The 26,208-nt window shown below is 62.6% G+C and carries 23 protein-coding genes; 5 read left to right on the forward strand and 18 right to left on the reverse strand.

Annotated elements, in window-relative coordinates; genetic code table 11:
* The 3 genes from L630_RS22455 to L630_RS21330 form a co-directional block, all read right to left on the reverse strand.
* On the reverse strand, nucleotides 1-1,355 hold a 1,355-nt coding region (locus L630_RS22455), incomplete at its 3' end, for a BapA prefix-like domain-containing protein (RefSeq protein WP_156941759.1).
* A gap of 365 nt (nucleotides 1,356-1,720) precedes the next feature.
* A complete protein-coding gene (locus L630_RS22180) occupies nucleotides 1,721-2,623 on the reverse strand; it encodes an AraC family transcriptional regulator (RefSeq protein WP_024848333.1) in 903 nt (300 codons plus the stop codon).
* A gap of 431 nt (nucleotides 2,624-3,054) precedes the next feature.
* Complete coding sequence (locus tag L630_RS21330) at nucleotides 3,055-3,627, reverse strand: sigma-70 family RNA polymerase sigma factor (protein ID WP_024848334.1); 573 nt, start codon at nucleotides 3,625-3,627, stop codon at nucleotides 3,055-3,057.
* 297 nt (nucleotides 3,628-3,924) lie between these two features.
* Between L630_RS21330 and L630_RS0111140 the strand changes: the two genes are divergently transcribed.
* Nucleotides 3,925-4,893 (forward strand): AraC family transcriptional regulator, encoded by a 969-nt coding sequence (locus L630_RS0111140; RefSeq protein WP_024848335.1) that lies wholly within the window; start codon nucleotides 3,925-3,927, stop codon nucleotides 4,891-4,893.
* A 3-nt stretch (nucleotides 4,894-4,896) separates the two neighbouring features.
* Here L630_RS0111140 and L630_RS0111145 read toward each other — a convergent pair whose 3' ends face one another.
* Entirely contained in the window at nucleotides 4,897-5,580 is a 684-nt protein-coding gene (locus tag L630_RS0111145; RefSeq protein ID WP_024848336.1) for an MOSC domain-containing protein, read from the reverse strand.
* Nucleotides 5,581-5,775: 195 nt separating this feature from the next.
* Between L630_RS0111145 and L630_RS22185 the strand changes: the two genes are divergently transcribed.
* Both L630_RS22185 and L630_RS0111155 read left to right on the forward strand, forming a co-directional pair.
* Nucleotides 5,776-6,507: a hypothetical protein gene (locus L630_RS22185; RefSeq protein WP_024848337.1), complete on the forward strand. Its 732-nt coding sequence runs from the start codon at nucleotides 5,776-5,778 to the stop codon at nucleotides 6,505-6,507.
* Between the two features lie 222 nt (nucleotides 6,508-6,729).
* Nucleotides 6,730-8,166, forward strand: coding sequence for an amidohydrolase family protein (locus L630_RS0111155; RefSeq protein WP_024848338.1), 1,437 nt, complete (start codon nucleotides 6,730-6,732; stop codon nucleotides 8,164-8,166).
* A 93-nt stretch (nucleotides 8,167-8,259) separates the two neighbouring features.
* Here the strand turns inward: L630_RS0111155 and L630_RS21340 are convergent, their stop codons facing one another.
* A complete protein-coding gene (locus L630_RS21340) occupies nucleotides 8,260-8,445 on the reverse strand; it encodes a hypothetical protein (protein ID WP_034330059.1) in 186 nt (61 codons plus the stop codon).
* 275 nt (nucleotides 8,446-8,720) lie between these two features.
* On the opposite strand from L630_RS21340, the gene L630_RS0111165 reads away from it, so the two are divergent.
* On the forward strand, nucleotides 8,721-9,197 hold the full coding sequence (locus L630_RS0111165; protein ID WP_024848340.1) for a MucR family transcriptional regulator: 477 nt from the start codon (nucleotides 8,721-8,723) through the stop codon (nucleotides 9,195-9,197).
* A gap of 321 nt (nucleotides 9,198-9,518) precedes the next feature.
* On the opposite strand, the gene greA is transcribed toward L630_RS0111165, so the two are convergent.
* From greA to L630_RS0111230, 13 genes are all read right to left on the reverse strand, one after another.
* Nucleotides 9,519-10,001 (reverse strand): transcription elongation factor GreA, encoded by a 483-nt coding sequence (gene greA / locus L630_RS0111170; RefSeq protein WP_024848341.1) that lies wholly within the window; start codon nucleotides 9,999-10,001, stop codon nucleotides 9,519-9,521.
* A 107-nt stretch (nucleotides 10,002-10,108) separates the two neighbouring features.
* Nucleotides 10,109-12,628 (reverse strand): sulfatase-like hydrolase/transferase, encoded by a 2,520-nt coding sequence (locus L630_RS0111175; RefSeq protein WP_024848342.1) that lies wholly within the window; start codon nucleotides 12,626-12,628, stop codon nucleotides 10,109-10,111.
* A 47-nt stretch (nucleotides 12,629-12,675) separates the two neighbouring features.
* Complete coding sequence (locus L630_RS21345; RefSeq protein ID WP_024848343.1) at nucleotides 12,676-13,113, reverse strand: hypothetical protein; 438 nt, start codon at nucleotides 13,111-13,113, stop codon at nucleotides 12,676-12,678.
* 98 nt (nucleotides 13,114-13,211) lie between these two features.
* Complete coding sequence (locus L630_RS0111185; protein ID WP_024848344.1) at nucleotides 13,212-15,722, reverse strand: sulfatase-like hydrolase/transferase; 2,511 nt, start codon at nucleotides 15,720-15,722, stop codon at nucleotides 13,212-13,214.
* A gap of 10 nt (nucleotides 15,723-15,732) precedes the next feature.
* Entirely contained in the window at nucleotides 15,733-17,058 is a 1,326-nt protein-coding gene (locus L630_RS0111190) for a class I SAM-dependent methyltransferase (RefSeq protein ID WP_024848345.1), read from the reverse strand.
* An 83-nt stretch (nucleotides 17,059-17,141) separates the two neighbouring features.
* Entirely contained in the window at nucleotides 17,142-17,363 is a 222-nt protein-coding gene (locus L630_RS22460; protein ID WP_024848346.1) for a hypothetical protein, read from the reverse strand.
* A gap of 340 nt (nucleotides 17,364-17,703) precedes the next feature.
* Complete coding sequence (locus tag L630_RS0111200) at nucleotides 17,704-18,537, reverse strand: ABC transporter permease (RefSeq protein ID WP_144703361.1); 834 nt, start codon at nucleotides 18,535-18,537, stop codon at nucleotides 17,704-17,706.
* Nucleotides 18,494-19,261 (reverse strand): ABC transporter ATP-binding protein, encoded by a 768-nt coding sequence (locus L630_RS0111205; protein WP_024848348.1) that lies wholly within the window; start codon nucleotides 19,259-19,261, stop codon nucleotides 18,494-18,496. Before L630_RS0111205 ends, L630_RS0111200 begins: the two co-directional genes overlap by 44 nt.
* Nucleotides 19,262-19,321: 60 nt before the next feature.
* Nucleotides 19,322-20,347 (reverse strand): ABC transporter substrate-binding protein, encoded by a 1,026-nt coding sequence (locus L630_RS0111210; RefSeq protein WP_024848349.1) that lies wholly within the window; start codon nucleotides 20,345-20,347, stop codon nucleotides 19,322-19,324.
* Between the two features lie 855 nt (nucleotides 20,348-21,202).
* Nucleotides 21,203-22,075, reverse strand: a complete 873-nt coding sequence (locus tag L630_RS0111215; RefSeq protein ID WP_024848350.1) for an alpha/beta hydrolase — start codon at nucleotides 22,073-22,075, stop codon at nucleotides 21,203-21,205.
* An 18-nt stretch (nucleotides 22,076-22,093) separates the two neighbouring features.
* Entirely contained in the window at nucleotides 22,094-23,035 is a 942-nt protein-coding gene (locus L630_RS0111220) for a hypothetical protein (RefSeq protein ID WP_024848351.1), read from the reverse strand.
* A gap of 52 nt (nucleotides 23,036-23,087) precedes the next feature.
* Entirely contained in the window at nucleotides 23,088-24,593 is a 1,506-nt protein-coding gene (locus tag L630_RS0111225) for a tripartite tricarboxylate transporter permease (RefSeq protein ID WP_024848352.1), read from the reverse strand.
* Between the two features lie 2 nt (nucleotides 24,594-24,595).
* Nucleotides 24,596-25,042: a tripartite tricarboxylate transporter TctB family protein gene (locus L630_RS0111230; RefSeq protein ID WP_144708714.1), complete on the reverse strand. Its 447-nt coding sequence runs from the start codon at nucleotides 25,040-25,042 to the stop codon at nucleotides 24,596-24,598.
* A gap of 718 nt (nucleotides 25,043-25,760) precedes the next feature.
* Here L630_RS0111230 and L630_RS0111235 point away from each other — a divergent pair.
* Nucleotides 25,761-26,192 (forward strand): PPC domain-containing DNA-binding protein, encoded by a 432-nt coding sequence (locus tag L630_RS0111235; protein ID WP_024848354.1) that lies wholly within the window; start codon nucleotides 25,761-25,763, stop codon nucleotides 26,190-26,192.
* The last annotated feature ends 16 nt before the right edge of the window (nucleotides 26,193-26,208 follow it).

Raw genomic sequence — 26,208 nt, forward strand, 5'->3', positions numbered from 1 at the left:
GCGTCTGCGTCCGCATCAGCATCAGCGTCTGCATCCGCGTCCGCATCCGCATCTGCGTCCGCGTCAGCATCCGCGTCGGCATCGGCGTCAGCGTCGGCATCAGCGTCCGCGTCAGCATCCGAGTCTGCATCGGCGTCAGCGTCGGCATCAGCGTCAGCGTCGGCATCAGCGTCAGCGTCGGCATCTGCATCAGCATCAGCATCGGCGTCAGCGTCGGCATCAGCGTCAGCGTCGGCATCGGCGTCTGCATCCGCATCTGCATCGGCGTCAGCATCGGCATCAGCGTCGGCGTCGGCATCGGCATCGGCGTCAGCGTCTGCATCCGCATCTGCATCCGCGTCGGCATCCGCATCAGCGTCGGCATCCGCATCTGCGTCTGCATCCGCATCAGCGTCGGCATCGGCGTCAGCATCTGCATCGGCGTCGGCGTCGGCGTCAGCGTCTGCATCCGCATCGGCATCGGCATCGGCATCGGCGTCCGCATCAGCATCGGCATCCGCATCTGCGTCCGCGTCCGCGTCAGCGTCGGCGTCGGCATCGGCATCCGCGTCGGCATCGGCGTCAGCGTCGGCATCAGCATCCGCGTCCGCATCGGCGTCGGCATCCGCATCGGCGTCCGCGTCAGCATCGGCATCCGCATCGGCGTCAGCGTCCGCGTCAGCATCGGCGTCAGCGTCGGCATCAGCATCCGCGTCCGCATCGGCGTCGGCATCCGCATCGGCGTCTGCGTCTGCATCGGCGTCTGCGTCTGCGTCTGCGTCGGCGTCAGCATCAGCGTCGGCGTCTGCATCAGCGTCTGCGTCGGCATCAGCATCCGCGTCCGCATCGGCGTCGGCATCCGCATCGGCGTCCGCGTCAGCGTCGCTGTCCGCATCTGCGTCGGCGTCAGCATCCGCATCGGCGTCCGCGTCAGCATCTGCGTCGCTGTCTGCATCAGCGTCGGAATCGTCAGGTGTGCCGGCGTGGCTGCCCCCGGCGCCGATGCCGGCCAGGCCGCCAAGGCCCGCCAGGGCAAGCAGGGCGCCGGCGAGACCGTCATCGCCCGCAAGCTGGTCGACGTCGGTTATTTCGGCAAAGTCGAATTCGGTGCCGTCGCCCTCGTAGAGCCAGAGGCGACCATCGTCATCCTCAAGGACGAGTTCGTTCTCCACGCCGTCTTCGGGATAAAAATTGCGGATGCGGATTTTCTTGCCGTCCTTCGTCTCGACGACGAGGCCGTGGCCGTCGCGGGTAATGGCTGCAACGTTGCGCGGCGACAGGCGCAGCGTGACGACGCTGGCTTCGGAAAGTTCGATATGATCCAGCGGGGCCTGAGAGACCTGGCCGCTCTGCTTGGTCGTGATTGTCGCTGGCATGTGCCTTGCTCCGTTACAGACTTCACCGTCCGTCGCGGAGGACACCTACGGGTGGGCGAGGATGCGCAAAACGCAACCGCGGCAACTGCCCCAGAAGCCGCGCGGATCCGTCTTGCTGTGTACATTGGAGAGTCCGGACGTTCCCACCCCAGTCCAAACCCGTGCCCGTTATGTATACAGTTGGTGTATCGCCTGCTTTATTCCGTAAGTTGCGCCCCGAAGATCGTCCCGTGAAGAGATTTACCCAAACACACCTTGTCCGAGTTTTCTGTCACAGAGCAGATCGTGCAGTCTTGTTTATTGGCGCGCAGTTTTGATCAATTCCGTGAGCGCACCCTAATGTGAACATCACCGTTGATCGGAAGTTAAGAGCGGCTGCAATTTTTGCGATAAGCGGCGGGTGTCGTGCCGACTATCCGGCGAAACGCGCGGGTGAGGTGCACCTGGTCGGCAAAGCCGCATTCCTGCGCGATCTCGATGATCGGCATGCCGGTTTCCTCGAGGAGATGACGCGCGCGATCGACCCGGCAGCGGATGATGAACTGGTAAAGCGTCACCCCCGAGCACTGCTTGAAAACGCGGCCGAAATGGTCGGCGCTGAGGCCGAATTCGTGGGCGACCTGCGCCAGCGCCAGGCGCTCGCCCAGCCGCGCGTCGATGAACTCGCGGATGTGGCGCAGCTGCCGCTCGGTGAGTTTCCCCGCAGGCGCGGCCTCCGGCCGCTCGCCGGCGTGGTTCTTGACGAGGTAAGCCGCGACCGCCTTGACGAGAAAGTTCACATAGAAAGTGGATACGTCCGGATCGTCGAGCGTCTTGCGCACGGCGTTGCACAGCTGCTCGAGGACGGGGTCGAATGTCGTGGTAAAGCGGATCGGCGGCGCCGGGCAGTCATCGCCAAAGATCGACTGCGCCACCTCGTCAAGGAGACGGCGGCGGATGTAGAAATGCGTCGAGCTGATGGTGGACTCCATCGATACGTCAAACGCCACTTTGTCCGGAACGATGGTGACGCTGCCGGGACCGCCATCCAGCGAATGCTTGCGCCCGTTGACGGTAATACTGCCCCGCAGGTAACCGCAATTGACAATGCAGATAAGTACATCGCTGCTCGGAGGAAAGGAACGCTTGTAGGGCGCTTCTTCCTGCACCGACATGAACGCCAGGCGCCAGCCGAGTCCGGCGCTGGTCTTGCGAAGTGCGAAATTCTCTTCCTTCTCGAAACTGTGCGTTTCGGCGATCGAGAACTCGCGGTTTAACAGCCGCTCCAATGTCTGACCTACCCCCTGCTCCTGACGGCGGCGGAAACGCCAAGACGCGACCGCTGATGCGGACTTCCGCGCTCCTCAACACCCGCCCCTCAGGCAGGCAAGGTTACGCAGTGATGGCTGTGCGTCTTTTCTATTTCCGGGACGCGATAGGACATTTCCGTGATGCAAGCGACCGCACGATACACGCATTCGTTCGCACTTGCGAAATCACAAAATATTGCCGGGTAGAATCAATTACTTAAATTGATGTTGCAGCGCGCGCATAACGTGTGAGCGGCTGTAAAAAAGTGGCGTTTGCGATGTTACGCAACGGCAATTTTTGGTTGAAAACGGACCTTCAGCTTGCCGCAGAGGTTTCATTAGCAACTGTTAGTATGCGTATTGGGTCCCAAGTGACGGATGGTGCCGCAGCGGAACATAATCTGGTCCAGTCAGCCAAGGCGGCTGCCGGGGAACGACTCGATCCGGTGCGCCTGGTCCTGCTCCCATGATGCGTCGGGCGTCGTTTCGCCCAGCTCTTCCAGCAACCGAAGCCGGGCGCGGTTGAGCCGGCTCTTGATGGTGCCGATCGCGCACTGGCAGATGTCGGCCGCCTCCTCGTAGGATACGCCCAGCACGCCGATCAGCATGATCACCTCGCGCTGCTGCTCGGGCAGCCGGTCGATCGCTTCGGCGATCTCGCGCCCGCGAGCGGACCATTCCTGGGTCGCGTTGGTGGCGGGACGGGAGGAGGCGCAGTCGGCCGCGCCCGGCGCCTCGCGGCTTTCGATCTTGATTCTTGTGTAGAAGGCATTGCGCATGATCGTGAACAGCCACGATTTCATCGCCGTGCCGGGACGGAACTGGTGGATGCTGGCCAGCGCCCGCATCAGCGTTTCCTGGACTAGATCGTCGGCGGCTGACGGGTCCTTGTAGAAGGTACGGGCAAATGCTCGCAGGGCCGGTATCAAGTCGACGATCTCCGACCTCGCGGTCGCAGTCGCGTGATCAGTCTCTCCGGCCACGGTTTTCTCCCTGTGCGCGTGTGGACTGCCCCTCTGCCCCATGTCGCGCAATGCATGGGAGCCTGCGAAGTTCCGCCGAGCGGATCAATGTGATCAGAAAAGAAGAAGCGGGGCTGAATACAGGTAGAAGAAGAAGCAGCGCGCTCGCCGGCGGCGCAGTATACAATCGCACATCATGTGCCGCGCGACCGTCTCGCATAGTCTTTTTCCGTTGCGCATAAGCCTTTTCGCCGCCACCTTCATTGACGGAAGGAACGCTGCGGCTATCGTTCGCGCGCTTTCAGGGAGGAGCCGGCCATGGAGCTATGGGACTTCACGAGCGGCAGCTGCGCCGTCTCGCATGACTTCGACCTCGCCCGCCGCGCCGACTTCCGCAACCGCTCGCTCTCGGCCTTCATGGAAGAGATCCCGGTGATGCCGGGCATTTTCGTCTATCGCGTGCGCGCAAGCGGCCGAGGCTCATTCTCGCTCGCGAAGACGCCGCCCTTTGCCGGCGGGCGCATCATCCTCGGCTGCCTCGTCGGCGGGCGTGGCTCGTGGCGGCTGGAGGCTGCCCAAACCCAGGACTGGCGCGACGGGGGCCGCGCCTATTCGATGACGCCGGTCGACCGGTCCGTCACCTACGAGGTTCACGCCGACGACGAGTGGACCTGCGTTGCGCTGCGCCTCGAGGCGGAGGCGATCGAGACGATCGGCCGCGACATGAAGCTGCCGCCGCTCGTCAGGGCCGGGCTCGAGGGTCGGTTGCGCGACCATGCGCTGTCGCTGCCGATCACGACGGAGCTGAGGCGCCTGACCGCCGAGCTGATGCGCCCTGCCTATGGCGGAGCGATGCAGGCGCTCTACCGGCAGGCAAAGGCGCTGGAATTTGCCGCGCATCACCTCGACCTGCTGGCAGGGCCGGACCGCGGCGAAGGAGAACCCTCCTCGCGCGAAATGGTTCGGGTGCGGCGGGCGCGCGACCGGCTGATCGAAGAGCTGCGCGATCCGCCGACGCTCGACGAGCTCGCCGCATCGGTCGGCCTGTCGCCGCGCCGGCTCAATGCCGGCTTTCGCGCGCTCTATGGCACGACCGTGTTCGATTTCCTGCGCGACGCGCGGCTCGACCTTGCCCGCCGCATGCTCGACGAAGGCCTCGACGTGCCGCTCAAGCAGCTTGCCTGGAGCGTCGGCTACGGCCAGGCCACCAATTTCGTCACCGCCTTCCGCCGCCGCTTCGGTGTCACCCCCGGCCACTACCGGCGAAGGGCTGCCGAGGACGCGTAAACTCTACTCGCTCCCGGTGAGCCGCTTGTTCCAGCTCTCGACCTTGCGGGTGGCGAGCCTTCGCTCGGCATAGACGCGCTGCTTTTCCGGCAGATGCGGCGCGGCAATGAGCGCGGCGAGTTCGTCGAGGTTCATCGTGTCGACAAACAGTGCGCGCCACAGCCGCTCGATGGTCCATAGCGGCTCGACCCGGTCGATGAGCAAGAGCTCGTCGCCAGCCTCCACTTGGCCGGCCTCCAGCACGCGATAGTACCAGCCGGTCATGCCGCTCTGCTGCACCTGCATCGACATGTCAGGAACGCCGAAGCGGTAGTTGAGCTTCCAGCATGGCTGGCGGCCCTGGCTCACCTGCAGCACGGTGCTGCCAAGCCGAAACGTGTCGCCAACGGCGACGTCCTTTTCGGTCAGGCCGAGCGAGGAGAAATTCTCGCCGAAGGCGCCCGGCTGTTGCAGCAGCGGATTGTCGCCGATCCGCGCGCGCCAGGCGGCATAATGGTCGAAGGCGTAGTGGTGGATTGCCTTCTCAGGTCCGCCATGGACCTTGCGGTCGCCCTGCGCGTCGCATTCGAGGCCCTCAGGGCCGACGCGGACCTTTCCCCTCACCGGCACCTTGGCAATCGCGCTTGGCGCCTGGCGCTCGCCGAGCGGCTCGACCTTGCCGGCAAGGATCTCCGTCACGCGCATCATGCTTCTCCTTCGTCGACTCGGTGACCTTCCCGCCATAGCACGTTCCCGCCGGAATGAGTTTGCGCGGTTCCCCGCAAATTTCGCGCCGCCATCACCTGTGATCGTCCCGCGCTGGAACATTCGACCGGGGACCATGTTCGGAGGGTCCACGCAATTCGAAGACCAACAACAATTCACAACAGGAAGGAAACGACCATGATCAGCAAGCTCATGACTGCAACCGCCATCGTCCTGGTCTCCGGCGGCCTCGCCGTTGCGCAGACCGCGTCCGGCACGACCGGGACGACGACGGGCGCGGCTGGCAGCAGCTCGGAAGCCGCGGGCTTCCAGTGGGATCAGTCCTCTCAGGACGCCTTCTTCAATGACGGCTCGCTGCGCAGCGACGAGGAGCTTCGCGCCGCGTTCGACGCAATGGACTCCGAGAAGCAGGCCGCACTGCGCGCCGACTGCCAGCAGTTCGCCAGCGCCGGCAGCGCAACAGGCGGCGCCACGGGCGGTGCAACCGGCTCGTCGGATATGGCAGCAGGCTCAGACACCTCCAGCAACACCAGCGGCGGTGCAACCGGCTCCAGCTCCGACATGGCAGCTTCGGGCTCCGGCTCTGGCAGCACAACGGGCAGCGCGACCAGCGGCTCGTCCGACATGGCAGCTTCGGGCTCGGGGTCGAGCACGACCGGCGGCGCAACGTCCGGTTCGACTGATACGGCGGCAAGCGCTGACACCTCGAGCAACACCAGCGGCGGCGCAACCGGCTCCAGCTCCGATATGGCAGCGGGTTCGGGCGCGGCTGGCACCGACAGCACCGCTACCTCCAGCACCACCGGCGGCACCGGCTCGGCTGGCAGCACGGCTGGCGATACTTCCGCAACCGCCGCGCCGGACATGGCCAGCATGGAGCAGCTCTGCTCGAAGGTTCAGTCCTACTAACGGCCACTTCGGGCTTCAGCCCGACACGGCTCGGATGCGCGCGGCCCTGCGCATCCAGCCACCAGAGGCGGAGCGGCAACGCTCCGCCTCATTTCTTAAGCCTGGGCGTTCCTCATCCGGCGCAGCCCAGCACCTTTCCAACGCCACCGCGCACTCTGTAGCTTCTCGGCCCCATCGATGTTACCTTGCGGCAGGCGTGGGCAGCGATGATCGGAAACGGCGATGATCCGGCTCGGCCAGACCTACCAGCATCTCGTCCATGGCTCCGGCTGTGGCTGCTCCAGCCCCGCGCTCTCTATCGCCACCGCGCGGCTCGAACGACAGTCGCGGCGCGGGTTTCTGGCCGGGCTCGGGGCGGCGGCCATGGCGACGACTCTGCCGGCGCGCGGCCTGGCGCAAAGCCCGCCGCCAAAAATCCTTTTCACCAATGTCCGGCTGTTCGACGGCAAGGCCGAAAACCTTACCGACGGCGCGAGCGTGTTGGTCGAGGGCGAGCGCATCACCGCGGTCGACACCTCGAACAACCCGCCGCCCGAAGGTGCCGATGTGATCGACGGGGGCGGACGCGTGCTGATGCCGGGCCTGATCGATGCGCACTGGCACGCCATCTTCGCGGCGCTGCCGCTGCAGGTGCTGCTTACGGCCGATCCCGGCATCATCTTCGCCGCCGCCACCGCCGAGGCCAGCCGCACCCTGCTGCGCGGCTTCACCACCGTGCGCGACCTTGGCGGGCCGACCTTTTCCTTCAAGCAGGCGATCGACGGCGGCCTCATCCCCGGCCCGCGCATCTTCCCGTCCGGCGCGATGATCACCACCTCCGGCGGCCATGGCGACCTGCGCCTGCCAACCGAAATCCCGCGCGATGGCCACCGGCTGAGCTCCGGCGAGCTGTTCGGCGCGGGCGCAATCGCCGACTCCGTCGGCGACTTGAAGATGCGCATTCGCGAGCAGTTCCTGCAAGGCGCCTCGCAGGTGAAGATCACGGCGGGCGGCGGCGTGTCGTCGCCGCGCAGCCCGCTCGACATGCTGACCTACAGCGAGGAGGAACTGCGCGCCGCAGCCGAGGTCGCGCGGGACTGGAACTCCTACCTCACCGTCCACGCCTACATGCCGAAGACGGTGCAGCGGGCGGTGGCGGCCGGGGTGCCCTGCGTCGAGCACGGCCATCTGATCGACGAGGAGACCGCGCGGCTTCTTGCTGAAAAGGAGGTTTGGCTGAGCACCCAGCCCTTCATGGGCATGGAGGATTCGTCTGCCACTGAAGGCGTCGGTGCCGAACGCGCGCAGCGCGTGTTCGAGGGTACGCGCCGGCTCTACGAGTGGATCGCAAAATACGGCATCAGGACCGCCTGGGGCTCGGACATGCTGTTTTCGGCAAGGCTCGCCGAGCGCCAGAGCCAGATGCTGACGCATCTTGGCAATTTCTACAGCAACGCCGCGGCGCTGAAGATGGCGACCTCGACCAATGCCGAGCTGCTGGCGCTGTCAAACGAGCGCAAGCCCTATCCCCACAAGCTCGGCGTGATCGAGCCAGATGCCTATGCCGACCTCCTGCTCGTCGACGGCAACCCGCTTGAGGACCTCCACCTCCTCGACCGGCCAGCCGAGACGCTGGCGGTGATCATGAAAGGCGGGGTCGCGGTGAAGAGGGAGATTTAGAAAGATGAAGAATGCAGGCTGCTCAGATGCCTAAGCAGAGGCGCCCATTGCGGGTGCCTCCCCGCTTTCTCCCGCCGGTGTCTATCCGACCACCTAGGCCTTATCCGTCAGCGTATTCTCGATGGCGGCGATGTTCAGCTCAAGCTGTGCCACGCGCTGCAGCGTACTCTGGGCTGGTAGATCACCATTCTTTGCCGCAGCCAGCAGAAGTGCCCGCTGCTCCGCCTTCAATCGTTCCGACAGTCCCTTAAGCAGATCGTGCTCATCTACTTCGCTCATATTAAGGCCCCCAAAATGCCAAATCACCCAATTGGTGTGCTCCATAGACATATTTATGCCAGACGCAATCGGTTATGTTCACACCTGCGTGCTCGCAATGCCCTGAGCCAGTGATCCGTTATGTTTACATCAAAACGGGCTATTGCTGATCGCGTGAATGAACAATAAATAACAACTGATTGCTGCAGATGTTCCTGCCAATCACAGACAAAGAAATACGCAATTCTTGACGTTCGAGACTACCAATGACGGATGTTGAACATGAGGGCCATGAGATGGAAGAGAACGACAGCGTTATCTTGAGCCGAACTGAGGAAGTTACGCTTACCGCTAATATTGTTTCCGCCTATGTCTCGAACAATCCGGTCCCCGCGCAGAATCTGGGGGAACTGATCCAGTCGGTTCACGAATCACTCAAGCGTTTGGGAAGTACCGTTGCGGCAACTGAAGAAGAACACGCCCGTCCGGCAGTAAATCCAAAGCGCTCGATCCATAGAGACCACCTTGTTTGTCTTGAAGACGGCAAGAAGTTCAAGTCGCTGAAGCGCCACCTCATGTCCCACCATGGCATGACGCCGCAGCAGTACCGCGAGAAGTGGGGCCTGCCGGCCGACTATCCGATGGTTGCCCCAGCCTATTCGGCGCAACGTTCGGATCTCGCCCGCAAGGTCGGTCTGGGCAAGCGCGAAGACGAAGCAGAGCCGGAGCCCGAGGCTCCCAAGCGTGGCCGCAAGAAGAAGTCGGCCGCCTGATCCGGCGAGCCGGCAGACACAGGCCTGGGCGGATCTCCCGCCTGGGATTTCCCTGGGATTTCGTTGGGCGGCCAGGCGCATCTTGGGCTGGGAGCGCTTGATTCAGGCATCGCCGCTGTGCGTCACCCGCCTGCGGGAGCGCAACCGGCAGTCTGAAGCCCGGTGTCGGTGTGGCTTAGGCGTGCGCGCAGCGGCAGACGAGGTCCGTCGGCTGGCGCGCAACTCCTCGAACTGGCGCCTCTTCGAGCGCGCTTAAGAGTCCGGGCGATATGTTGCGGACGCGGCTTGGCGCCTGTTCATGCGCCAACCCTGATCCATTCCCTACTCGATCGCAATGATCTCGAGTTCGTGCTGGCCGGCGCGAACGACATCGCCAACGCTTTTGCCCAGCAGGGCGATCGCCACGGGGGAGCCATACGAGATGGTGCCCGCGGCCGGGTTGGCCTCGTCCTCTCCGACGATGCGGTAGGTCTGCACGCGGCCGTCGTCGCGCTCGAACGTCACCTTGTGCCCGAAGGCCACCACGTCGTTTGACGCGGGCGCGGGCATCAGCTGCGCGGTGCGCACGCGTTCGGCAAAATACTGCGCGTCGCGATAGGGCACGGCCGACTGGCGCCGGCGCTCATTGATATCCTCGATCCGGCCTGCCTCCTCCAGCGCCTGCTGCGCGCGGGCAAGCTCGTCCTGCAGCAGCTTCAGCCCAGCCTCGGTGACGAGATTGGGCCGGCCGGAAATCGGCCGCGCGGGCAGCACCGTTTCCGATGCCGCCTCGGCGCTCTCTTCCTTCACGAATGCGACGCTCACGTCGAAGCCTCCTGTCGAAACTGAAGTTCGCGAATAAACCAAAGCGGCGGAAAAAGCTCCATGGGGTTTCAACCGGAAGATAAGCGGGGGCGTGCGTGCCGAGGTGCCTATGCCGGGGGGATAAGGAGCTCGCCAGCCTCACCGCTCTTGGATATCCCAAAGATCTTAAGCTGCGAGCGGTCCACGTCCGCATCCTGAAGCGGGCAAACGATGGAAAAGCCACTCAGGACTGCATCCGGAGACTCAAAGTGCCTCGCAACATCGGGCCGAGTACCCGATGGATTGGTCGCGCAAACGAACTCTTCGCCGGAGAAGATCGCGACCGTGTCGGTCGACTTCTTCCTTATGGAGTCCACAGACCATCCACTCACCGCCAGCGAACCACCTTCCAGGCGCAGCATGTCAACATAACCGAAGCTCTCCTTCGGAAGGATCGGATATTCCTGGCCCGCCGAGGAGGTAACCACCGACCGGCCGGCATCAACTTGAAACGTAGTTGTCTCTATGTCCACGGGGATCAGCCGGCGCTCACCGCTCTCATCAACGACCAGGAAGACTTCCAGCTTGTTGAAGCCATCAAGAAAGAGCTTTTCCGGCAGAAGGGCGCTTACATGCTGCCCATCTTCATCCTGCGCATAGACTTGGGAGACGGACGCCACTTTTCCGTTAAGTGCAAACAGAACCCAGCTTCCTGGCTGAACCTCTCCGGTGATTTGACTGTCAATGACAGCGGGCAGGAAGCCTGTACCGAAGTCAACCGACGTGAACGAGTGCAGATTTTGCAGCAGTCGCACGTCTGATCCCGACGGAGATATTTCCGCAGACAACGTCGCAATATCATGACCGATCAGGTCCGAGTAGCGATGGCTCACCTGCAGGTCGTCGAGGGGATGCCGGGGCGGAAAAGTACGTAACTGCCAGTCCAATAGCGGCAGACGAACGACCTCATCCCATGGGAACTCAAACTCCTCGCCATAAACGCTGAGGGCTATCCGCTCGCGTTCCGGAAAATCACTCGAGAACAAGCCCGCTCCGTCCAGATCCCACACATGCTCAATCCCGAGTTCGTCGGCGATGGTAGGCAGGATGTCTAGGGTCGAAACGGAAGCGTCGCTCACCCGCCCCTCCTTCTGGCCGGGCCGCTTGACGATGAGCGGGACATGCAGAAGCTCCGCGTTCTCCGTGGTCATTTTCCGGATGAAGTGTTTTCGGGAGAAGGTGCGGCTGTGATCGGCAGTGACGATGATAAGCGCATCGTCGTACATTTCCTTTTCCTTCAGGCGGTCGATCAACTCACCGATTTTCCGATCTAACAGCCCCACCTGCAGCATATATCTCTGGTAATCCAGACTAATTAGATCCTGATTGTCCCCCCACACATCCATATCGCTCCCAAAGCCATAGCGGGTGGAGTTGTACATCATTCCACTAGGGAAGAATTCATAAGGCGCGTGCGGCAGCAATACGTGAAGAAAATTCAGATGATCTTCTCCTCCGACCGTATCAATGAAATCGTCGATGAAGCGCGGTTTCGTTTTCTTCTTAAGCTTCCCGCCCATCGCCCGCTGGATATCAAGAAACTGTTGATCGAACGCCGAATCCTGACGGGCGCCAAAGCCATGCCACCCTCCTGCAAGGCTCGGCAGATGTTCTGAAGCGATTTCCTGAGGCAGCAAGCTATGACCCAGAATGACCAACACATCGGATCCGAAGCGCCCTGAACTGAATTCCTTCTTGTCGTTCTCGCAGATCGTGCCTGGACAGAGGGAAGTCAGCAACTCATGCACGTTCATCCGGTAATTCTCCCCCAACATCGTGAACAGGTTGCGGGGATGATCGGCGAAGGTAGGCAGACGTTGTTCGGCACCTGGTCGCTTGCCGGTTAGAATGGCAGGCACCGCGGCCGTCGTCAGATGGTAAGGCGATGTTGCGCGAGGGAACCACCACGAGTCCTTCGCCAGCGCCGCGAAATTTGGATAGCGGACTTCGTCGATCTGCTTGTTCTCATCCAGCAGAACCGTTGGGTTGAACTCGTCGAAGACAATGAACACGATCGGCGGGGTCTTTTTCGGCGGGCTTACTTCGCCAAAAACGTCGCCGCCCTTGCTGAGCACCAGCCTCGACGCCGGCGAAACGAACAGGAAGTTCAGCGGCAGGAGAAGCGCGCCGATCGCGGCGATGGAAACCATGCGGCTCACCGTCGCCGAGCGCCAGTAGAAGAGGCTCGCAAGCACCGCGAGGAGCAAGGAAAGGCCGAGGAGAAGCTTCACGTCGAGGTCGAGGAAGCGGTCGAGCACCTGCTGCGCGATGATACCAAGCAAAACAAGGACTACGAGACCGTGCAGAACCTTGCCGGCCGGCCGGTAGATCCTGCTCACCAGCCACTCAACCGCGATGATCGCCAGCGGCGCGATGAGCGCCAGGCCCACCGCGAAGGCGACGATCACCAGCGGCGTTGCGTTGTGCGCCACCAAGAATTCCGGCGCCTCGCCGATCGTGCTGAACACCGGCTGCGCGATTGCGAGCGCGAAAAGCGCAAGCGTATGCAGCGCCTCGACCCGGAATGGCCGGACGCTGCCCCTTCTCCCATCCCTGGCAATCTGGTTAGTGGGTGTCGAGTGTATCATGTTGGGCCCAAACTCTGTGCGTCTCGGTTAGCAGCCAGGTGTCGCCGCTACGCAGGTGGAGGTGGGATGTGAAGCTCACCCGCTCCACCATTCGGCGAAATGCCGTAGATTTTCAGCTTCGTGAGGCTCAAGGTTGAGTTCGGCGCCTTGAGATACGGCGCCACGTTGGGGCGCTCGAACGTCACCTTGTGCCCGAAGGCCACCACGTTGTTCGACGCGGGCGCCGGCTTCACCTGCGCGGTGCGCACGCGCTCGGCAAGATACTGCGCATCGCGATAGGGCACGGCCGACTGGTGCCGGCGCTCATCGATATCCTCGATCCGGCTTGCCTCCTCCAGCGCCTCGTGCGCGCGGGCAAGATCGTCCTGCAGCATCTTCAGCCCCGCCTTGGTGACAAGATTGGGCCGGCGGGAAATGGGCCGCGGGGGCAGCACCGTTTCCAATGCCGCCTTGGCGCTATTTTCCGTTACGACGCCGACGCTCAACTGACCCTCCCACTATTTCAGGACCGGCTCGCGAACACGAACTATCCGCGCACAACAAGTGACCTGCGGTCTCCGTGTGAATCCTGAGCATTGTATATTCAATGGGTCAGGATCTCTGATGGCATCCGCAGTGGTGCGGCAATACCTGAGTCATCGACCGCAAAGGCTTTAAGTTCGGAGCCGTCAAAACCGTCCTCAGGAAGCGGACACTGAGTAGCAAACCCGCTGTACCTAGTTGTTTCCTTCCCGAAGCCGGCGACAAGGTCAGGCCGCTCGATGTACACGGCAGCACCGCAAATAAATCGCTCGCCACTGAAAAGAGCTACGCTCTTTGCTGGCAGGAAATTCGTACGATTGAACGACCAGCCTCGCATCAACACGCTCTTCCCGCGAATTTCAAGGGAATCTACGTATCCGTGCTCAACGTCGCGACGAATAGTGAATACCTCCCCAGTCGAAGCGGTAATAGTGTCGGCAGTTGCATTCAAGGAATAGATTTCTTCGGATCCAGATACGGGGACAAGATATGGATATTCTTCATCCCGCATCATTATCAGATATAGGGCGACGTCATTTGCCCCATCCTTAAAGTATTTATCCGAAACAAGAGATGCTATCTGACCATTACCGCGCTCGTTGCGAGATGTCGGTACCACATCCGCAACCATGCCGTTTGCCACCACAGCTACTGAAAGGCCCTCCCCGAACCCGCGTCCTGTCAGTTCCGCGTGAAGCAGCGACGGAACAGTCCCGCTGGACAATTCGATGTCGGCGAACTGGCGCAGAGACCCAAGCAACCTAACATCCTCCCGGCCGTCGGGAACAGTCACATCGAAACTCTCGATGTTCCTGCCGATCAAATCGGAGTGACGACGAATGATGTGCGTATCCGCAAGCGGAATACCGCTCCCAAAGGTCGCTTGCTGCCACGACAGCAACGGGAGCGATGTGATTTCGGCCGTCTTAAACGTGTAAGGCTTGCCTCGAGCAACAATGTTGATCTCGGCGAGATGTTCACGTTCCTTTGCAAACAGAGAAACGCCGTCAAACTTCCAGTCGGTATTAATCGCGAGCTGCTCGACGATAGTCGGGACTATGTCGAGGGTTGAGACCGTTTCATCACTGATCTCTCCTGTAGTCTGGCCCGGCAATTTCACAAAGAGAGGCACGTGCAGGACATCGCCGTTCTCCTGCGCCAGTTCCCTTACCGGCAATCCTGGCTTGAACGCCCGTCCGTGATCAGCCGTCACGATTAGGAGAGTCTGATCGTAGACCCCTTTGCGTTTCAAGCTGCGAATGAGCTCGCTGACTTTTCGGTCGACCAGCCCAAGCTGCATCATATAGCGGAGATAGGCGTGATTGATCAGCTGCTGGTCATCCGACCAAGATCGATCTTTCATACCGAGTTGAGTGGTGGTGCCGAAATATCTGTTTCCACTCGGGAGAAACTCGTAAGGCGAGTGCGGAAGGAGAACGTGCAGAAGATCAAGCCGTCCTTCCTCCGCTCCGCTCTCTTCGATGAAGCGATCGAATAAATCGACGCGCGATACCGATATTTGTTTGTTGAAGCGCTGCACGAAGTCACGTTCGATTTGCCGCTTTTCATCGGCATCCGTCGCACCATCCTTGAAGCCTCGCCAGCCCTGGGTAAGCGGGGGCAACAACGCAGCAGCGGAACGTCGCGGCAATAGTGCATGGGCTGCCACGACCCCAAGATCTGACAGGAACTGGTGGGGCTGGAATTGGCGATCTGAGGAGCTGCAGTAAGTCTGGGGGCACAGTGATGTGAGCGCCTCACGGACATTTAGCTCGTAGTGTTCGCCCAGCATCGTAAAGAGGTTACGCGGGTGGTCCGAATGGGACGGGACCGCCTTCTCCGGGTCGGGCAGCTTGCCGGTCAGGATTGCGGGCACGGCGAACTGCGTTTGGTGATAGGGGCTTACGGCCTTGCGAAACCACCAAGATTCCGCTGCCAGTTCACCGAAACCCGGAAATCTCGCGCTGTCCAAATTCCCATCAGCGTCAAACAGCGGTGTGACGTTGAACTCGTCCAGGATGAGCATAACCACCGGCGTGCGCTTCTGCGGCGCCGACGACCCTGATCCCATATCATCCCGGCCACTCGCTACCAGCCTCGATGCCGGCGAGACGAACAGAAAGTTCAGCGGCAGGAGAAGCGCGCCGATGGCGGCGATGGAGACCATGCGGCTCACGGTCGCCGAGCGCCAGTAGAGGAGGCTCGCAAGCACCGCGAGGAGCAAGGAAAGGCCGAGGAGAAGCTTCACGTCGAGGTCGAGGAAGCGGTCGAGCACCTGCTGAGCAATGATGCCAAGCAGTACAAGGACTACGAGACCGTGCAGGACCTTGCCGGCCGGCCGGTAGATCCTGCTCACCAGCCACTCGACCGCGATGATCGCCAGCGGCGCGATGAGCGCCAGGCCCACCGCGAAAGCGACGATCACCAGCGGCGTTGCGTTGTGCGCCACCAGAAATTCCGGCGCCTCGCCGATCGTGCTGAACACCGGCTGCGCGACCGCCAGTGCAAACAGCGCAAGCGTATGCAGCGCCTCGACCCGGAATGGCCGGACGCTCGTCATCTTCTCGTCCATGGTCAGCCCCTCAGCGCCTGTCGGTCCGGTCATACTGGAACAGGGTGCGGCCAGATGCCGAGATCACCTTCTTCCCAACGATCGCCGCCCGCCGCGCGAGTGCCGCCTCGAAGACTTCCTCGGTGTAGTCCGGGAAAATATCCTCGCGCAGCGCCAGCATCTTCTGCACGGTGCTGTCGTTCTTCGGCACGAACTCGATGATGCCGACGGGCGCGATGCCGACCAGCCAGTCGACCACGTCGTCGAGCGGCACGTTGCGGCCGATCGCGAGGTGATGCTCGAAGGCAAGCGCGATCAGCGCATCGGCCTTCGCGCGGCTGGCAAAGCCCGAGCGTTCGCCCTGCTTCCAGCCTTGGTCGGGGCTTGGATTGGCGGCGTCGAGCCACAGCGGCAGGTAGTTGAGCTTCTGTTCGCGGGCGCGCGAATAGGCAAGGTCGACCGCGCGCTGGTCGAAGTCGAAGCCGATCACCGACTGCGCGCCGCCCTCAAGTGCAGCCACCGAATAGTCGCCGGTGTTGCAGCCAAGGTCGATGAGCCGCGCGGGCTTCACCGCGGCGGCGAACTGCTGGATCGCGGCCTTCTTGGCGCGCGCTTCTTCGTCGGTATAGGTGTGGGTGTGGGCGTATTCGCCCCACACGGTCTTGCCGGTGTCTGCCGGCTCCATGCGGGCGATCCAGTTGCGCAGCTGCACGAGGAAGCCGTTATAGGCGGTGCGCGACAGGCGCGTGTTGGACTTTGCCTTCTCGATCGACTCGTCGGGGGCGTTGAGCGCGCGCTGCTCGAGCTTGGCCGGCATCACAACCTGGCTCAGCATGTTCCAGGACAGGCGCTTGCGAAGCGGCAGCATGTTGGCGAGATGCAGCGTCGGTATGCCTTCTAGGCTCCCGCGGAACCAGGCATTGTGCGGCACGCCCAGCACCGAGCGCAGGATGAGCGGGTTCAAAAACTGCTCGCAGAACTGGCGATGACCCTGCCAGAACTCGCCCTCGCGATAGGGCCTGAGCGACAGAAGGTCGATGAAGACCGGGTCGGGACCGACGAACTGGACGTTGTAGGCGGTCGCGTCCGAGAGGACGACGTCGCGCTTCAAGAGGTCGATCTGCAAGTCGAGATGATGCAGCGCCGCGGCCTTCAGCTCCGAGAACGACCACTCGTAAGGGTATGAGATGAACGGCACGCGGTCGTGCTCGATCAGGTATGCGGCGCTTGGAAATTCGAACGGCCATTCGCTGCGCGGCACCTCGCGGCTGCCGACGATGCGACCCTCCGAAGTAAATTCCCCTATTACTCCGGCGTCGCGCACTTTCTCATAAGCTTCGCGCGCGACTTCATTCACCGTGCGAAAGATACGTGAACCAAGAGTATAAACACTTCCCGACGGATCTCGAAAGGATCCAAGATTTCTCCCCGTCTCGAGCACTATTTCTTTTCCTCGCCATCTTTCTTGCGAAACATGGAAAGGACAGCGTACTTGAAACGCTGGTAATTGAGCGAGATGACCGCACCTGCCGCGGCGATACCGCCAATAATTCCCTGCAGCAACATGCTTGCCGTGCCCGGGTCAAGATAAGCAAATGCCGGACGCATCAATGTCAGGCTGCAGATAATCATGAGAAGTAGACTAGTAATCGCTTTACGCATGGTGCCGTTCTCTCGTGTCTATTTTAACACTGGATTAGGTCACACCCTGTATTGCTGCAGTACGTTTCGCCGCACACTCGCTAGGATGCAAAGTACATGGCAGTTATTCATGCCAAACAAGGCCATAATATTGTTAGCCGGCAATTTCTGGACTGGCATGCCATTCAAATAATGTGGCAAGCTGCAACAATCTGACCTTAGGGAAGGGAAACGCTGTGTGACAGTATGCACTTAGCGGTGCGCCTTCCTCCAAAAGGATGAGCCTGAAAAGCAAGAGCCGGGGCCAGTTTTCGCTGACCCCGGCTCTAAAAATTCCGGCGAATCTGGCTGGCTTTTCGCCTCACCCTCTCCAGCTGAGGAAGTGCTTTTCGATCAGCCCGATGATCCAGTTGGTGATGAGGCCCATGATCGACAGGATCGTCACGCCCGCGAACAGCCGCTCGAGGTCATAGAGCGAACCCGCCTCGAGGATGTAGGAGCCAACGCCGAATTCGGCGCCGAGCATTTCGGCCGCGACAAGCAGGATAATGGCGATCGAGATCGACACGCGCAGGCCCGACAGGATCGCCGGGAACGCGCCGGGCATGACGATCTTGCGCACGATCGACCACCAGGACAGGCCAAAGCTCTGGCCCATGCGGATCAGGCTGCGGTCGACATTGTCGACGGCGCCATAGGTCGCCACCACCGTCGGCGTGAAGGTGCCGAAGGCGATGAGCGCGTATTTCGAGGCTTCATCAATGCCGAACCAGATCACGAACAGCGGCAAAAGCGCGATCTTCGGTATCGGGAACAGCGCCGCGACCAGCGGCACAAGGCCCGCGCGCACATAGCTGAAGAGGCCGATCATCACGCCGAGCGACACGCCGACGGCAATGCCGATGGCGGCCCCCACGAACAGGCGCTGCAGCGAGGGAATGAGGTGCTTCCAGAGCAGCCCCGTCGTGTAGAGCTGGACGAAGGTGTCGAGCACGGCCGACGGGCGCGGCAGCGTCAGTGCCGAAATGACGCCGGTGCGGGTGCCGATTTCTGCGAGCGCGATCAGCACCACGAAGACGATGACGCCGATGCCGCGAATGTGCCTTGGCGCGAAGCCGCGGCCGCGGAAGGCGACGGGGCGAACGACGGCGTCAGACATCCTGCAGCTCCTGGTCGGCGGCGGCTGCCTCCTCATGCATCAGGTCCCACAGCACCTTCTGCTTGGCGGCAAGTTCCGGATTGGTGATGTCGCGCTCGGAAAGCGGCGTGTCGATCTCGACGATCTCGCGTATGCGTCCCGGCCGGCGCGACAGAACGACGATGCGGTGGCCAAGGCGCACAGCCTCGGCAAGATTGTGGGTGACGTAGACGGCCGTGAATGGCTGGCGCTCCCACAGCTGGACGAGGTCGTCCATCAGAAGTTCGCGCGTCTGGCTGTCGAGCGCCGACAGCGGCTCGTCCATGAGGAGCACCGCGGGGCGCACGGCGAGCGCGCGGGCAATCGCCACGCGCTGCTTCATGCCGCCCGAAAGCTGCTTGGGCAGCGCCTTGCGGAAGTCGGTGAGGCGCGTGCGCGCCAGCACGTCGGAAATGATCGCCTCGCGCTCGGCAGCCGACAGCTTGTGCTCTTCGAGGGGAAGCGAGATGTTGCCTTCGACCGTGCGCCAGGGCAGCAGCGCAAAGTGCTGGAACACGTAGGTCAGCGGATTGAGCGAATCGGCCGGGGGGCTGCCGACCTGCAGGACCGCCCCCTTCTCCGGCTGCTCGAGGCCGCCGAGGAAACGCAGCAGCGTCGACTTTCCGCAGCCGGACGGCCCGATCACGCAGACGATCTGGCCCTGGGGAATGTTCAGCGTGATGTCGTGCAACACTTCGAACTTGCCGTAAGTGTGGCTGACGTTTTCGATCCGCAAATCCATGCAGGTCTCCAGCGGAGGCCCTGAACGGGCCTCCGTTTCCCGGTTGATGCGAGAAAGGCTTTAGATGACGTCGACGTAGGAGGTGTCGAACAGCATCTCCGGCGTGATGTTCGCCTTGACCATGCCTTCCGCCTTGAACCACTCGAGCTGCTCGGTCACCGAGTTGACCGACAGAGCGAGGTTCTTGTTGATGCGCATCGAGCCCTCGACGAGGTTGTACTTCGCCTGCTCGAACGGGGAGTCGGACTCGACATATTTGTGGCAGATCTTCGCGACCGCATCGACCTCTTCCGCGCTCGCCGTCTTGTCGACGAAGGCGGCGTTGTAGTCGTCCACGGCGCGCGAATAGGCTTTCAGGAAAGCCTGCGTCTTCTCGCGCTCATTGGCGGCGTTAGCTGTCGAGGTGAACACGGTCGTCACCTGGTAGTCCGGCGCGTAGTCGGAGACGAGGCCGATCTGCTTGGCAGCGTTTTCGGCGAGCATCTTCTTGGCGACGGAGGCCTGGATCGCCCAGGCGTCGATCTGGCTGGTCGACAGCGCGCCGACGACCGCGCCGAGCTTCTGCAGCGGGCGCAGCGAGATCTCCGACATCGGGATGTTGTTGGCCTTGGCGATCTTGTAGGCCATGAAGTGGAAGGAGGAACCCGCCGTCGTGATGCCGAAGGTGTGGCCGCCGAGCTTGGACGGCTCCGTCAGGCCGGCGTCGAAGGCCTTGTTCGAGGCGAGGATGATCGCGCCGACCGTGCCCTTCTCCTCGGCGAGCGCGCCGCCGATGACCTTCACCGCTTCCTTCTCGGCAAGGCTGATCAGGCCGCCGCTCATGGCGGTTACGCCATAGTCGGCATCGCCCGATGCGATCGCCACCGCCATCGGCTGAGCGGCCTCGAAGAACTTCAGTTCGACGTCAAGGCCGGCTTCCTTGTAGTAGCCGCGCTCGTAGGCAATGAAGCTCGGCGCGTGGCTGGCAAGGCGGATGACGCCGACATTGACCTTGGTGCTGGCGCGCGCGGGAAGGCCGAAACCGGCCAGGGCGGACGCAGCGGTAAGGCCCATCAGGGTCTGGCGGCGGTTAAGCGAGAAAGTCATCAGGTCGTCTCCTTCCCAAGAGTGTTGGACTGCTCGTTGCGGGGATCGGCGCGTCCTAGCACGAATGTTGCGCGCATATCACGGCGCTTTCGTCGCACCCGTGCGCAATTTTTTCCCTTGTGCGGCGAGAAAGCTGTGGGTTTTGCAGCAGTTTACGCAAGGTAACGGCCCGCGGGGCGACTGTTTCAAGCCCGTGCCCCAGCCGCAGCAACTGCTCGACGGGCACACTTTTCTGGGTTTGGGAGTGTTGAATGTTTGCCCCCTGCCCGGCAGAAGGCGAAATAATCTGCTTTGCATCCACAAGCTGCGCTCTTGTGCGAAGGGGAAGGGACAACTCCCCCGGCAGCACCCCATGAGCAGCGCTAGTGGCTTTGCTGGCATAAGCGGCATGTGAGACCCGCCACGCCAGGCGTCAGCGTTCAGGCATGGATCGTCGGGTCAAGCCCGACGATGACGATGGAAAGACGGGCAAAGGAAATCGCGCACGCCGCGTTTTCCGCGCCCCTCGCCTTCGCCCGTGTTCTCCCCGCCTCTCCGCTTCGTCATGCCACGGCTTGACCGTGGCATCCAGGCCGGAACGCGGCGGCCATCTGCGGCGAGGGAATGAAGGTGATGGGTAAGGCAGCAGCGCCCGAGGCACGATACGCCATGTGGGGACGCACGCGACCCGTGAAGAACCCACCACACCACGCCGTGGCGAGGTCGCTTTCACTATCCGGCAACAAAAACCCCGCCACGGCGTGACGGGGTTTTTCAGCTTCAATGCTCTTGGCGGTTCGGGCAGAGGGCGGCGCCGGAGGCGCCGCGTGGTCCCCGCACCGGGGAGGGCGTCCCCGCTGGTGGCCCGGCAAAAGATCAGCCGCGCAGGAACTCGAGGCTGAGCTTGTTGAAGGTCTCCGGGTCTTCCCACTGCGGCCAGTGGCCGACGCCTTCCATCTCGACATAGCGCGCGTTCGGCATCAGCTTCGAGACGACCTGGGCGGTGCGCAGGTACTCGTCGGCGTCGGCGAGCGAGCCGACCACGAGGGCCTCTGCGCTGATCGCGCGCCAGTCCTCGTCCTTGAGAAGGTTGCGCTCGCGGATGTCCGGATCCTGCAGCGCGAGGATGTTGAGCATGCCCTGCTTCATCTCCGGCATGCGGTAGATTGCCTGGCGGTGCGCGACGAGATCGTCGATGCGGCTCTTTTCCTCGGCGAGCAGCTTGTTGAAGATCGCCTTGATGTTCTCCCAGGACGGATCGTCGACCGCCTTGGTGCGCTGGGAGATGATGCGGCCGCGGTTTTCGGCGCTCGAGAAGTAGCCCGAAGCCGACAGCAGGACGAGCTTCAGCACGCGCTCGGGATGGTTGCGCGCGATCGCCGCCGAAATCCAGGCGCCGAGGGAGCAGCCCATGAAGTTCGCCTTTTCGATGCCCATGACATCACAGAAGGCGAGCACATGGCCCATATAGTCCTTGATCTCGAGCGGATGGTTCGGCTTGTCGGTGAAGCCGCAGCCGATCATGTCGAGGGCGAAGATGTCGAAGTCGGCGCTGTGCGCCTTGAAGTTCGACGAGAACGCTTCCCAGTGGCCGGCGGTGCCGTGCAGCATCACCAGCGCCGGCTTGCCGCGGGTGCCCGAGCGGGCATAGCGGGTGTTGAGGCCGTTGACGCTGACAAAACCCTGCTCGAACGTGGTGTCGCGCAGGCCAGTCCAGATCGAACGGTAGTCGTGGGTCTGTTCGCTCATTGAAGCCGGTCCCTTTTCTCAGTTGTCCTGCGGCACGCAGATGCCGCCGCCGACGACGCCCATGCCGGTGATCCAGGTCGGGACCGGCTCGTAGCCGACGACCTTGATGTCGCGGCCCCAGGCGGCGGCGGCCGCGACCCAGCTGCGCAGCTCATGCGCGCCGTTGCCGGCGGCAGCCTCGATCTCGGCGTCGGTGCACTTGTGCAGCGGCTCGAGATTGTTGGTGGTGAGCATGTTCAGGAACCACTGGTCCCATTCCTCGGAGATCTTGCCGGTGCGGCCTTCCTTGCGGCGCTCCTTGGAGACGCGCTCCTTCTCGGCGTTGAACTCGCGCGAGCGCTCGCGGCCGTTGATGATGTAGTCGCGGGTCTCTTCCGGGGTTGCCTCGTCGTCAGCCGACATTTTCGGCAGGAAGTGCGACAGGCCGCCCGAGCCCATGACGATGACGTTGATGTCAGCCGGGAAGGCGCGGATCGCATCGCCGACGGCACGGCCGAAATCGGCCACGCGGCGGTAGCTCGGGCGCGGGCCGCCCTGGCAGTTGATCATGATCGGCACGACCGGAATGTCGAGCTCCGGGTTCACCGCGGCGTAGGGCTGGGTGTGGCCGTGGTCGAGGCACATGTTGAGCGAAACGGCCGGATCGAAACCGTTGTCCATCAGGTTGCCGAGGATGTGGCGGCCGAGCTCCTGCTGGACCGGCATCTGGCCCTTCGGGCTGTCGTAGTCGCCATAGCCCTCGAGCTTCTCGATGCCGATGCAGAACTGCGGCATCTGGTCATAGAAGAAGTTGCGGTAGTGGTCGGGCCCGAACAGGACGATGGCGTCGACCTTCTGACCGTTGAACTTGCGCAGGCGCTCGATCGCCGCGACGAACTCCTGGCCCGGACCCACCAGATCGCGGGACAGGTCCCAGGATGGAGAGTGGGACATTGCAGCGAGGCCGACGAGATTGGCCATGACAGATCCTCCAGTGTGTTGGGGTGGATAGGATGTGAAGCGGTTTGCGCGGCTATTCCTCGAACGCCTTCTCGCGCGACTTGCGCAGGCCAGGCAGCGCCATGACGAGGAGCAGCAGGACCGCGGCGCCCAGCAGCGTTGCCGAGATCGGACGGTGGATGAACACCGAGTAGTCGCCGCCTGAGACGGTGAGCGCGCGGCGCAGGTTTTCTTCCATCATCGGGCCGAGGATGAAGCCGAGGATCATCGGCGCCGGCTCGCAGCCGCAGCGCATCAAAAGGTAGCCGAGCAGCGTGAAGCCCGCGAGCAGGAACACCTGGAACGCGCTGCCGCCTTCCGAATAGACGCCGATCAGGCAAAACATCATGATCGCAGGGAAGAGCATGCGGTAGGAGATGGTCAGCAGGCGCACCCACAGGCCCACCAGCGGCAGGTTGAGCACGACGAGCAACAGGTTGCCGATCCACATCGAGGCGATCAGGCCCCAGAACAGGTCCGGACGCTCGGAGATGACGGCCGTGCCCGGCGCAATGCCGTGGATCATCATCGCGCCCATCAGGAGCGCCATGATCGGGTTCGACGGCAGGCCGAGGGTGAGCAGCGGAATGAAGCTAGTCTGCGCGCCGGCATTGTTGGCGGCCTCAGGCGCGGCGACGCCCGCAGGCGCACCGTTGCCGAAGGCCTGCGGCGTCTTCGACAGCTTCTTTTCAAGCGTGTAGCTCGCGAACGACGCCAGCACCGCGCCGCCGCCCGGCAGGATGCCGAGCACCGAGCCGATCAGCGTGCCGCGCACGGCGGCAGGCGCCGCGTCCCGCGCTTCTTCCCTGGTCGGGTAGAGGTCGCGCATGCGCATCTTCGGGTTTTCGCCGCGCTCTTCCGGGTGCTCGAGGTTGCGCACCACCTCGACGAGGCCGAACAGGCCGATCGAGATCGCAAGGAAGCTCACGCCCTCATAGAGGTCGGGAATGTTGAAGGTGAAGCGCTGTGCGCCCGAATTGAGGTCGAGACCGCAAAGACCGAACAGGAAGCCGATCAGCATCACGGTGATCGCCTTGAAGATCGAGCCCTGTGCGAGCACGATCGACATGGTAAGGCCCAGCACCATCAGCGAGAAATAGTCGGCCGAGTGGAACTGCATGGCAACGTCAGCGAGCGACGAGCCGAAAGCGGCGATCAGCAGCGTGGCGACCGTGCCGGCAAAGAACGAGGCGAGCGCGGCGATCGACAGGGCCGCGCCGCCGCGGCCCTTGCGGGCCATTTCGTAGCCGTCGAGCGCGGTGACGATCGAGCCTGCCTCGCCCGGCATGCGCACGAGGATCGCGGCGGTCGAGCCGCCATACTGCGCGCCATAATAGATGCCGGCGAGCATGATCAGGCCCGAGAGCGGGTCGATGCCGAAGGTCAGCGGCAGGAGCATCGCCACGGTCGGGACGACGCCGATGCCCGGCAGCACGCCGACGAGCGTGCCGAGCAGGCAGCCGACGAAGGCGTAGCCGATGTTCTGGATGGTTGCGGCGCCCGAAAAGCCGAGCACAAGGTTGTCGATCAGCAGATCCATGTTCAGAACCACCACAGATCAAACGGCAGGCCGAGGCCGACGATAAACACAAGCGCGAGCGCCGCCGGCAGGACGACGATCATGCCGATGACGTAGAGGAGCGAGGCGCCGGGCATTGCGAACAGGGCAATGAGGATCGCGGCGGCGCTGGCGACGATGAAGCCGGCCCAGTCGACGAGGTAGGCGAAGGCTCCGCAGGCGGCGAGAATGAGGATGATCGGGCGCAGGGCGATGGTGCCCACCTTCGGGCTCTTCAGCCACAGCGCCCGCAGGCAGGTGAAGACGCCCATGGCGCCGATGATCCAGGCGAGCGCGCGCGGCATGTAGCCGGGGCCCATCTCTGCGGATGTCCCGGCGTCGAGGTCGGCGCCGAACCAGAGGGCCACCGCCGCGATTGCCATGAAAATGACGCCTGCGAGCATATCTTGTGACATGCGGATACTGAGCACAGTTTCCTCCTGCACACGTTGAGGTCAGGCGGGGGGCAGAGCCCGTCACGCACGGCGTCTGACGACGAAAGTGGCACTCCCCCTCCAGGGTGGGGGACGCTCTAACGCGCCGTTTGATCATTATCAATATTAAAAAAAGGCCGTACCAAAATTCGACAACAGGTTATCCAAAGCTGCCGCTGCGGCAGAAAATTGCCGAAAGACGGGCACCTCTTCCAAGGGAGAAAGCGGAATCAGGGGGTTAGGTGCATAGGGGATTAGGGGAGTAGGCGGCTAAGGGATTATGGCCTCCGCGCCCCCTGCGGCATTACGACGTTAAGCAGTTTGGGTGCGGGGCGGCGCCGCAAGTGCCGAAACGACCGCTGCGAGGGTCCCCACCGGCAAGCGGAATCCCTACTTGCCTATTCACCTACTCCCCTACTCCCCTACCCGCTTACCCCCACTTGACACTACGTCACCCGTGCATAGTCTCGGTGCTGCGGTTGAGATGAAGTTGCGATGCGCCGTGTGCGCTCCGGCTATCCGTCAGCAGACCTTCGTTCCGAAGCCGTATTCCCGTTCATCCGTCATCGGGAGATGACATGCATTGCTTCGACGAAGCAGGTCGGCCGGATCTGCCCGCATCTTGTTTCCATTTCATCTTTGGCCGCGCCGGGCGCGCGAGCGCTGCTTTTTCAGGTAACAACCGGAGTGCCCTGCCCGTCGCCGGAGGGCGCGCATGAGTTCGCCTGCGCCTGCCCCGTCGAGCCATGCCCGGTTCTATGCGCTGCGGCTCAAGCCCGGCGAGGACATCGTGCTCGAACTGCGCAAATTCGTGCGCATGCACGAACTACAGGCCGTTTCGATCGTCACCTGCGTCGGCAGCCTGACCGAAGCGCAACTGCGCTACGCCAATGTCAGCGAATGGGCCAATATTACCGGTCATTTCGAGATCGTCTCGCTTGTTGGCACCGTCGATGCGGAGGGGGAGCATCTGCACATTTCGCTGTCGGACGGGACCGGGCGCATGATCGGCGCGCATTTCGGCCCGGGCTCGGCGGTCTACACGACGGCGGAGATCGTTCTCGCCGAGCTGACCGATCTCATTTTCACGCGTGAGCCCTGCCAGCTTTCGGGCTGGGACGAGCTCACGATCCGCAGGAGGACATGAGGCCGGCCCGCGTCCG

It is taken from the genome of Aminobacter sp. J41, assembly GCF_000526635.1.
GTDB lineage: Bacteria > Pseudomonadota > Alphaproteobacteria > Rhizobiales > Rhizobiaceae > Aerobium.

Bases quoted from the DNA above. Each gene is read 5' to 3' on its own strand.
- L630_RS0111140 (WP_024848335.1), top strand. From the start codon at position 3,925: ATGGAGCTATGGGACTTCACGAGCGGCAGCTGCGCCGTCTCGCATGAC.
- L630_RS0111145 (WP_024848336.1), bottom strand. From the start codon at position 5,580: ATGATGCGCGTGACGGAGATCCTTGCCGGCAAGGTCGAGCCGCTCGGC.
- L630_RS22185 (WP_024848337.1), top strand. From the start codon at position 5,776: ATGATCAGCAAGCTCATGACTGCAACCGCCATCGTCCTGGTCTCCGGC.
- L630_RS0111155 (WP_024848338.1), top strand. From the start codon at position 6,730: ATGATCCGGCTCGGCCAGACCTACCAGCATCTCGTCCATGGCTCCGGC.
- L630_RS21340 (WP_034330059.1), bottom strand. From the start codon at position 8,445: ATGAGCGAAGTAGATGAGCACGATCTGCTTAAGGGACTGTCGGAACGA.
- L630_RS0111165 (WP_024848340.1), top strand. From the start codon at position 8,721: ATGGAAGAGAACGACAGCGTTATCTTGAGCCGAACTGAGGAAGTTACG.
- L630_RS0111175 (WP_024848342.1), bottom strand. From the start codon at position 12,628: ATGATACACTCGACACCCACTAACCAGATTGCCAGGGATGGGAGAAGG.
- L630_RS0111185 (WP_024848344.1), bottom strand. From the start codon at position 15,722: ATGGACGAGAAGATGACGAGCGTCCGGCCATTCCGGGTCGAGGCGCTG.
- L630_RS22460 (WP_024848346.1), bottom strand. From the start codon at position 17,363: ATGCGTAAAGCGATTACTAGTCTACTTCTCATGATTATCTGCAGCCTG.
- L630_RS0111200 (WP_144703361.1), bottom strand. From the start codon at position 18,537: ATGAGGAGGCAGCCGCCGCCGACCAGGAGCTGCAGGATGTCTGACGCC.
- L630_RS0111205 (WP_024848348.1), bottom strand. From the start codon at position 19,261: ATGGATTTGCGGATCGAAAACGTCAGCCACACTTACGGCAAGTTCGAA.
- L630_RS0111210 (WP_024848349.1), bottom strand. From the start codon at position 20,347: ATGACTTTCTCGCTTAACCGCCGCCAGACCCTGATGGGCCTTACCGCT.
- L630_RS0111215 (WP_024848350.1), bottom strand. From the start codon at position 22,075: ATGAGCGAACAGACCCACGACTACCGTTCGATCTGGACTGGCCTGCGC.
- L630_RS0111220 (WP_024848351.1), bottom strand. From the start codon at position 23,035: ATGGCCAATCTCGTCGGCCTCGCTGCAATGTCCCACTCTCCATCCTGG.
- L630_RS0111225 (WP_024848352.1), bottom strand. From the start codon at position 24,593: ATGGATCTGCTGATCGACAACCTTGTGCTCGGCTTTTCGGGCGCCGCA.
- L630_RS0111235 (WP_024848354.1), top strand. From the start codon at position 25,761: ATGAGTTCGCCTGCGCCTGCCCCGTCGAGCCATGCCCGGTTCTATGCG.